This window comes from Flavobacterium sp., assembly GCF_039930565.1.
In the GTDB taxonomy this organism is placed as follows: domain Bacteria; phylum Bacteroidota; class Bacteroidia; order Flavobacteriales; family Flavobacteriaceae; genus Flavobacterium.
The window spans coordinates 1-9343 of record NZ_JBDTTP010000112.1 but is presented as its reverse complement, the minus strand read 5'-3'; the positions used below and the strand labels follow the sequence as shown (position 1 = coordinate 9343).

Annotated in this window: 8 protein-coding genes; 3 read left to right on the top strand and 5 right to left on the bottom strand. The window is 32.7% G+C overall.

Annotated elements, in window-relative coordinates:
- The 3 genes from mltG to dapF all read right to left on the bottom strand — a co-directional run.
- Nucleotides 1-868 (bottom strand): endolytic transglycosylase MltG (mltG, locus tag ABI657_RS18155; protein ID WP_348098684.1); only part of this gene is annotated, 868 nt, incomplete at its 3' end.
- Between the two features lie 10 nt (nucleotides 869-878).
- Nucleotides 879-1412 carry a GNAT family protein gene (locus ABI657_RS18150; protein ID WP_348098683.1) on the bottom strand — a complete coding sequence of 178 codons (534 nt, stop codon included), beginning with the start codon at nucleotides 1410-1412 and terminating at the stop codon, nucleotides 879-881.
- A 42-nt stretch (nucleotides 1413-1454) separates the two neighbouring features.
- Nucleotides 1455-2237 (bottom strand): diaminopimelate epimerase, encoded by a 783-nt coding sequence (gene dapF / locus ABI657_RS18145; RefSeq protein WP_348098682.1) that lies wholly within the window; start codon nucleotides 2235-2237, stop codon nucleotides 1455-1457.
- 138 nt (nucleotides 2238-2375) lie between these two features.
- Between dapF and ABI657_RS18140 the strand changes: the two genes are divergently transcribed.
- On the top strand, nucleotides 2376-3776 hold the full coding sequence (locus ABI657_RS18140) for a Do family serine endopeptidase (RefSeq protein ID WP_348098681.1): 1401 nt from the start codon (nucleotides 2376-2378) through the stop codon (nucleotides 3774-3776).
- Nucleotides 3777-3933: 157 nt separating this feature from the next.
- Nucleotides 3934-5382 carry a glyceraldehyde-3-phosphate dehydrogenase gene (locus ABI657_RS18135; RefSeq protein WP_348098680.1) on the top strand — a complete coding sequence of 483 codons (1449 nt, stop codon included), beginning with the start codon at nucleotides 3934-3936 and terminating at the stop codon, nucleotides 5380-5382.
- Nucleotides 5383-5440: 58 nt separating this feature from the next.
- Here ABI657_RS18135 and ABI657_RS18130 read toward each other — a convergent pair whose 3' ends face one another.
- On the bottom strand, nucleotides 5441-5899 hold the full coding sequence (locus ABI657_RS18130) for an Lrp/AsnC family transcriptional regulator (protein WP_348098679.1): 459 nt from the start codon (nucleotides 5897-5899) through the stop codon (nucleotides 5441-5443).
- A gap of 199 nt (nucleotides 5900-6098) precedes the next feature.
- On the opposite strand from ABI657_RS18130, the gene ald reads away from it, so the two are divergent.
- Nucleotides 6099-7217, top strand: coding sequence for an alanine dehydrogenase (gene ald, locus ABI657_RS18125; protein ID WP_348098678.1), 1119 nt, complete (start codon nucleotides 6099-6101; stop codon nucleotides 7215-7217).
- Nucleotides 7218-7337: 120 nt separating this feature from the next.
- Here the strand turns inward: ald and pafA are convergent, their stop codons facing one another.
- Nucleotides 7338-8954 (bottom strand): alkaline phosphatase PafA, encoded by a 1617-nt coding sequence (pafA, locus tag ABI657_RS18120; protein WP_348098677.1) that lies wholly within the window; start codon nucleotides 8952-8954, stop codon nucleotides 7338-7340.
- Nucleotides 8955-9343: the final 389 nt, after the last annotated feature.

Below are 9343 nucleotides of genomic sequence, written 5' to 3'. Positions count from 1 at the left end.
GCATAGCAATTGGTCCTGGAGGAAGTCCTATATTCACATAAGTATTATATGGAGATTTCATAATCAAATCGTTATAAAAAACTCTTTTAATTATCTGATCAAAATTATTGTCTCTTAATTTTAAGGCGTAAATTACAGTTGGATCAGCCTGCAAAGGCATTTCTAAACGTAAACGATTTAGATAAACTCCGGCAATTCTTGGTCTTTCATCCTTTTTAACAGATTCTTTGTGAACTATTGAAGCTAAAATTGTAGCCTGAACTGCTGTTAATCCTTGCTTTTTTGCTTTCTCAATTCGTTCAGCTGTCCAGAAGTTGTGATATTCCTTAATCATTTTATCACGAAATTTTTCTGCAGAAGTATTCCAATATACTTCATAAGTATTAGGAATAAACATAGCGAAAACATTATCTTCATTAAAGCCGTTTGCTTTCATAAATTCCGGATCCTTAATTGCTTTCATTAAAGACAAACTGTCTGCTTCTATCTGAGAACCTATTCTTCCTGCAAAATTCTCTAAACGCTCCTGATTGTTAAAAGCCAATTTTACAGGAACATTAGAACGCATGGCTCTTACCAAATCAATATTATTCATATTCCTTTTAAGTAAAAAGCGTCCTGATTTCACATTTTCAGGATAACTTCTTTTATCTGCAACCATTTCAAAATTTTCAAAATTCTTGATATATGGCTGTAATATTTTCTTCACATCAGTGTAAGTAGATCCGGATGGAACATGCACATATACTTCTTTTTCTTCAAATTTAGTATTAGCACTGAAAATTCTGCTAATTAGGATAAATCCATAAATCATCAAAACTGAAATTACGGCTATGGCGGTTAACGAGATAACTTTTTTTATACTCAAAGCTAAAAATTTAAATTTGTTTATTAATTAATTGAAAAATTGCTTCGTCCTGATATTTTCCATTCAGCAAAATCCAATCATTTTTGATTCCTGTTTTTTCAAAACCAAATTTAGTAAAAAGAGCTATACTCGCTACATTTTCTACATTAATATTTGCATAGAGCTGGTGCAAATTTAAGTTATAGAAAGAATATTTAATTAATAACTCTAAAGCCTCAGAACCAATATTTTGATTTCTGTTTTCCTTATTTTGAATCACAATTCCAACTCCTGCCCTATTATTTTTCGGATCAAACTCAAATAAGTCAATCAATCCAATAGCTGGAAAATCTTCATCCTGACAAATTGCCAAACGCAATTGTTTCGCTTCATAAATATCCTGTTGTGCATTTTCTAAGTATTGACGGACCAAAAAACGACTGTATGGTGTTTGTGTATTGCTCACTTCCCAAATACTCTGATCATTTTCCATAGCATAAACGAACTCTAAATCATTAGGCTCTAGTGCTCGCAAATAAATAGTATCTCCTTTGAGTGTAATCATTTAATTTTAAATTTAATAATATCGCTTTTAGATTGCAAAATATTAGATTTCAATAGTTCCTTTAAAAACAAATTTTGCAGGTCCTCTCAGGAAAACATTAGTAAAATTATCTCCTGATTTATCAAAAGAAACTACCAATTTTCCTCCTTCAACATTTAAATTAATAGAAGTTTTATCTGTATGGCCAGTTGCATTCATAGCAATTGCAACCGCTGTTGCACCAGTTCCGCAGGCAAGGGTTTCATCTTCTACACCTCTTTCGTAAGTACGAAGTGAAAATTCATCATCATCTATTTTTTTAACGAAATTGATGTTGCTTCCTTTTTCTCCGTATAATTCTCCGTAGCGAATCGCAGCTCCGTTTTCTTTTACATTATAACGCTCCAGATCATCCACAATTTGAACATGATGCGGGGAACCTGTATTCAAAAAAGTATAAGTGCCTTTTTTGATTACTTCATTAACATCAATCATTTGCAGTGAAATAATAGCATCGTTCCCAACAGACGCATGATGTAAGCCATCGGTAGCCATAAAAATTGTGTTATTTTTAATAATTCCCAATTGATTTGCAAATGCCACTAAACAGCGGCCTCCATTACCACACATCGAGCTCTGATTTCCATCGGAATTATAATAAACCATCCTAAAATCAGTATCGGAGTCATTTTCAAGCAAAATTAATCCGTCAGCACCTATTCCAAAACGCCTGTCACATAATCGTTCAATTAGTTTGATATCTTCTTTTTGGAAAAAATCTAAACGATTATCAATCATTACAAAATCGTTTCCGGTACCCTGATATTTATAAAATTCTATTTGCATTTTTATTCAATTATGAAATACAAAAGTACGAAGATTAATTAATGAAATGTTAATCAATGTTAAAGAGCGTTAAACCATTTTACAGAATAACTTTTTGGATTAATTTTGTATCAAATAACTTAAACCTATATTCTAATTATGAAAAGATTATCAACCTTATTTTTAGTGTCATTATTTAGTGGTGCTATTACTCTTGGTGCTTACAAGTTATTATTTGAAAGCAACAATTCTTTTTTTGGAGGAAGAAATTCTGTTGTATCTCTTGCTCCGGATTCATACGCAAAAACTGTTGGCTTACCAGCGGAAGCTGTTGATTTTACTGAAGCTGCAGATAAAACTATTCATACTGTGGTTCACGTTAAAAATGTTTCTAGAAGGACAGTCACTAATCCGATGTTGGAATTTTTCTACGGTTATGGAGGACAGCAACAACAAGAACAAGTAGGAACCGGATCAGGTGTTATTATTTCTGAAGATGGTTACATTGTAACCAATAATCACGTTATAAAGGATGCCACCGAAATTGAAATTACATTAAACAATAAAAAATCATATAAAGCAAAATTGATTGGAACTGATTCCAAAATGGATATTGCCTTATTAAAAATTGATGCCAGTGAAAAACTTCCTTACACTGCTTTCGCAAATTCTGATAGTGTAAAAGTGGGTGAATGGGTTTTGGCAGTTGGAAATCCTTATAATTTAACATCCACTGTCACTGCAGGAATTGTTTCGGCCAAAGCCAGAAATTTAGACACCAGCGGAATTCAATCCTTCATTCAAACTGATGCTGCCGTAAATCCGGGAAACAGTGGTGGTGCATTAGTTAATACACGCGGAGAATTAATTGGTATTAATACTATGATTTCTTCCATGACAGGATCTTATGTTGGATATTCTTTTGCAGTTCCATCGAACAATGCCCGCAAAATCATTGAAGATATCATGGAATTTGGAAATGTCCAAAGAGGAATTTTAGGCGTTGAAGGCGGTGAATTAAACAGCAATGCTTCTAAAGAATTAGGAATTTCTGAAACTCAGGGTTTTTACATCAATAAAGTCACTCCAAAATCAGGAGCTCAAAAAGCAGGTCTTACAAAAGGGGATATTATTGTAAAACTTGATGACCAAAATATTTCAACTTTTGCAGATTTGTCTGGCTATATAAACACCAAAAGACCAAATGATGTGGTACAGGTAACTTATATGAGAGAAGGCAAATCAAAAGTTGTTCCTGTGACTTTAAGCAAAAATGAGTTTTTTAGTACTGAATTTAAAGGAATCGAATTAGAAAATATTGATGCAGGTGATAAAAAGAAATTCCGAATTGACTATGGTGTAAAAATTAAAAATATCAGCAATGAGAATTTAATGCAATACCAAAACGAATTACAAGGCAACATCATCCTGACTATTGACAATGTAAAAGCAACAAATGTTGAAACTGTTTCAAAGCTTTTAAGCAAAAAAGATGAAGGACAAAGTGTACGTATAGAGATGATCAATAAAAACGGTGAAATATTCAGAATCATTATATAAAAGCAATATTTAAATTAATAACCAAAGCCATCTAAAATTAAGATGGTTTTTTTATTCCAAAATAAATGCCAAAATAGATTACGAAATCGATTGAAATAGATATTTTTGCGCCAAAATATAAAATAAGTGAGCGTTTTATCATTTCAATTAAATAATTATGAGCAACAAAACTTTATACCAAAAAGAGGTATCCTTACAAGTCGACCGAAGAAGAGCCGGTGTCGAATTAATTAAAATTATTAGTGATTTATGGTATGACAAATCCATTGAAATGGTCTTATTTAAAAACCAATTATTGGACAAGAATGTGAGTGAGATAATTAATCTGCATCAGTATGCAGGAGAATTTGTTGGTAAGCCAGTCAGTATTTTTGATTCGGTAGAAATTGCAAAAGTCATTTTATCATTGGATTTTCCACCTGCAAAATTAGATTTGGGTAAACTTACCTATGAATATCAATTAGAAGATGAAAAATATCCGGATGCGAGATATTTTGTAATGGAAAAATTAAAAAAGTCAAAATCATCAGAAGAAATCAAACCTAAAGATGTTGTTTTATATGGATTTGGAAGAATTGGAAGATTACTGGCCAGAGAATTAATGTCTAAAACAGGTAAAGGAAATCAATTGCGATTAAGAGCAATTGTAACACGTGATAAAATTGATGCCACAATTTTAGAAAAAAGAGCTTCATTATTGCGATATGATTCAATTCATGGAGATTTTCAGGGTTCAGTAATTGCAGACCCCAAAAAAAATGTTCTGATTATTAACGGAACTACTGTCCATATGATCAGTGCCAACTCACCAGAAGAAATAGATTATACACTATACGGGATCAATGACGCCTTGATTATTGACAATACAGGAGCTTTTACAACAGAAGAAGCTTTAAAAAGGCATTTAGTTTCAAAAGGAGTTAGTAAAGTACTATTAACGGCACCTGGAAAAGGAATACCAAATATTGTTCATGGTGTGAATCATAAAGAATATAATCCTGATGAAATTAATATTTTTTCTGCGGCTTCCTGCACCACAAATGCAATAACTCCAGTTTTGAAAGCTATTGAAGATAATCTAGGTATTGCAAAGGGTCATTTGGAAAGCATCCACGCTTATACCAACGATCAGAATCTTGTCGATAATATGCACAAAAAATACCGTCGTGGAAGGGCTGCAGCACTCAACATGGTTATTACTGAAACGGGTGCCGGAAGTGCAGTTGCAAAAGCAATACCAGCACTAGAAGGAAAATTAACTTCTAATGCAATCAGGGTACCGGTTCCAAATGGTTCACTTGCCATCCTGAATTTGGAGGTGAAGAAAATAACGTCTTTGGGAATTATTAATAAAATAATGAAAAAATATGCTCTTGAAGGAGAATTGGTAGAACAAATAAAATATTCTTTAAATAACGAATTGGTTTCATCAGATATAGTAGGAACATCAGCTCCCTCTATTTATGACAGCAATGCTACAATTGTTTCAAAAGACGGAAAAAATATCATATTGTATATCTGGTATGATAACGAATATGGTTACAGTCATCAGGTAATCAGACTGGCAAAATATATTGCTAAAGTAAGGCGTTTTACTTATTATTAATTCACAACCAAAAAAACTGATTTCTTTAAACCATCAAGTTTTCTTGGTGGTTTTTTATTTAAATTGGCAAAACCGTTGTGCTTTTTACTTCTGATATAACAAAGACTGTGTTGATAAGAGAAACTTCCGGAAGCACTGATAATTTTTTCTGATGAAATTGATGATAACTTTCCATATCGGGAATGATGATTTTCAGCATGTAATCAAAATTACCGGACACATAATTGCATTCTACCACTTCAGGCATATTCAATATCGATAGATTAAATCCTTCAGAAGTATCATATGTTTGTTTAGTAAGCGTAACTTGACAATACACCGTCAGATTATTGCCTAATTTCTTCTTATTCAAAATCGACACATACTTCTCAATAACACCCTCTTTTTCAAGCCGTTTAACACGGTCATGCACAGGAGTTAAAGACAAATTTATCTTGTTGGCAATGTCCTTTAGGGTATAATGCGCATTTTCCTGCAAAAGTCGTAAGATTTTTTTGTCAGTTTCATCTAAAGCCATAATAAAAAATAGTTTAAAAATAGATATATTCAGTCAATTTTTCTTTTTGATTAAATTATAACATCTCAAAACAGAATAATTTTCTGTAAAAATATAAAATAAAATAATATTTTCTTATTTATTTAGCTTTTATCAATAATATATCCTCTATCAATACATTTGTAACACAAATACAACAAAATAAAAAAAATATAACAAAATGATAATAGGTGTTCCAAAAGAAATTAAGAATAACGAAAACCGTGTAGCTTTAACTCCTGCTGGTGTTTCTGAAATGAAAAAAAACGGACATGTTGTTTATGTGCAGACAACTGCTGGGTTAGGAAGTGGTTTTAGTGATCAAGAATATACAAAAGCCGGAGCTGTAGTTTTAGGAACTATTGAAGAAGTATATGCTATTGCTGAAATGATTATAAAAGTAAAAGAGCCAATTGCATCTGAATATGATTTAATCAAAAAAGATCAATTACTTTTTACCTACTTTCACTTTGCTTCGTCTGAGCCATTAACTCATGCAATGATCGAAAAAGGTGCGGTATGCCTGGCTTACGAAACAGTTGAAAAAATAGATCGCAGCTTACCTTTATTAGTACCAATGTCTGAAGTTGCCGGACGTATGGCTATTCAGCAAGGTGCAAAATATTTAGAGAAACCATTAAAAGGAAGAGGAATTCTTTTAGGCGGTGTTCCGGGTGTGCCACCTGCTAAAGTTTTAGTTTTGGGTGGTGGAGTTGTAGGTACTCAGGCGGCTAAAATGGCGGCTGGTTTAGGAGCACAGGTTACTATTATGGATTTAAGTTTACCGCGTTTACGTCATTTGGATGATATTATGCCTGCAAATGTAAATACAGAAATGTCTAACCATTACAACATTCTTAAAGCAATTGCTGATACTGACTTAATTATTGGTGCAGTTTTAATTCCAGGTGCAAAAGCACCTCACTTGATTACTCGTGATATGCTTAAATTGATGCGCCCCGGAACTGTAGTTGTTGACGTAGCTGTTGATCAAGGAGGCTGCATTGAAACTTGTACTCCAACAACACATGAAAATCCGACTTTTATTATTGATGATATTGTTCACTATTGTGTGGCTAACATGCCGGGAGCTGTTCCCTATACATCAACTTTGGCTTTAACAAATGCTACTTTACCCTATGCCGTTGAATTAGCAAACAAAGGATGGAAAAATGCTTGTAATGAAAATGAGGAATTGAAAAAAGGTTTAAATATCGCTAATGGAAAAATTCTTTATAAAGGAGTTGCCGAAGCCTGGAATCTTCCTTTCAATCAAGAAATACTGTTAGCAAACGCATAGTGCTAACATTAAATAAGTGCTTACTAAACACTAACAAAAGGCTTTTCTTAATTGAAAAGCCTTTTGTTATTAAATTGAAAAAACTAATAAAAAGTATAATCAATTGTTTTTTTAGACCAACTATTTTTCGTCCAAAATTTCCTGCATTACTTTTGCTTCAGTTCCATTTGGGAAAGTAACTTTAATTTTTTGAGCAATGGTAGGTGCTATTTCAGTAATTGCCTTTTTATCATATGATTCTCCTTTTTTTATATGCCAGCCATAAAAAATTGCAGGAACATGAGTATCATAAGTGTAAGTTGTTCCGTGTGAAGTTCCAGTACCTGAATATTCAATATAACCAGGCTTGTCTAAAATAATTAAATCTCCGTTTTGGGTAACATCATATCCTTTGGTAATAAAATTTAAATAATAATCACTTGGGGATGGATGTAAAATTTCCTCCTCTGTATAGACTCTTTTCACATAATCCTGAGTCATTAAATAGGTTTTAAAAGCTTCGTTTACTTTATTTAATTCCAATCCTTTATTTTTAATTATATCCTTATCAAAATACAAATTGAAGCTTGAGTAATTTAAAACTAAATCTTCACCAAAAGTTTTAATTGAGAAATCTTTTAAGTTAGCTCGTATATCTCTCGGAGGAACACTCCTAACATTATATTTATTATCTTTCAAATAATTTACATTTTCTGCTCCTGCATGATCCGCAGTTAAGAAAAGCAAGTAATTATCCTTTCCAACTGTTTTATCTAAATAAATTAGAAAGTCCGCAATTGTCTGGTCTAAACGTAAATATGTATCCTGAAGTTCTATTGAACGTGGTCCAATAATATGCCCAACATAATCTGTAGAAGAAAAACTTACCGTTAGGAAATCTGTAATATTGTCTTTTCCTAATTCTTCTTTTTCAATTGCTTTCATTGCAAATTCAGCTAAAAAATCATTTCCGAAAGGAGTTGCTCTAAGCACACCTGCATCATTTTTTTCATACATGGATTTCAAATCGTATGGAAAAACCGGTGCTGCACTATTATATAATTTACCTTCGTATGGGTTATTATCCGCCAAACTTTCATTATAAGCTGATATTGGTTTGTATAAATCCCAGCCTTTATTAAGGTATGACATATAATGTTTCTCATTATTAAATTGAGTCACCCATTCAGGCAATTTTTCACCATAAAAAGTACTGGATATAAAGGCTCCTGTTTTACTATACCAAAAAGCCCAATTTGCAAAATGCCCTGCTGGTAAAATAGCACCCCGATCTTTCAAACTCATTCCTATTACTTTTCCGGTAAAATTTGTAGCCATTCTAACTTCATCAGTAATTGTAGTTGATTGTAAGTTTTTAGGAGACATAGCACCTTCTTCCGCTGTACCATCTCCAACAGTTTTTACTGAAGCATCATCGGTACAATATGTTTCTTTACCTAAACTTCTGCTAAACCACTCATTACTAACTATTCCATGTGTCGCTGGAGTTGTTCCTGTATATATAGAGGCATGACCTGGTGCTGTATATGTAGGCATATAATTGTAATGCATATTCTGAAAGGTATATCCATTATTCATTAATCTATTAAATCCATTTGCAGAAAAATCATCAGAAAACCGGTATAAATACTCCATTTTCATCTGATCTACTACTATACCTACAACCAACTTAGGGCGTTGCTGAGCAATTAAATTTGAAATAACAAACAATGCCAGCAATACAATATTTTTCTTCATTTTAAATTATAAATTTGTTACAAAAATACAGATTTACAATTAAAAAGGCTAATATGGCACAATTTAAAATTTAGTCTTGATTGTGATATAACAGAATCGACAATAACAATAGATTTTTTGTCATTCCTTTCGGCGTGGGCTGTGGATTGTATCTTTTGGGGATGGTTATGTCAGCTTAAAGAGATTCAGGCTTTTCCAAAAGGATGCTGCTTATCCCTCTTGCGCGCTTATGCGGCAAATAGAGATATTGGCTATAGAAACTTCAATTCGTGTCAGGTACTACCCCAAAAGGGGCAACCACAAAAGATGGTGTTTTAAAAAGAAAGGCAAGAAAGGATCAATCCCAAAACCTGGGGAGGAAAAGTCAAAATAAAGTTAGAAATTTGCCA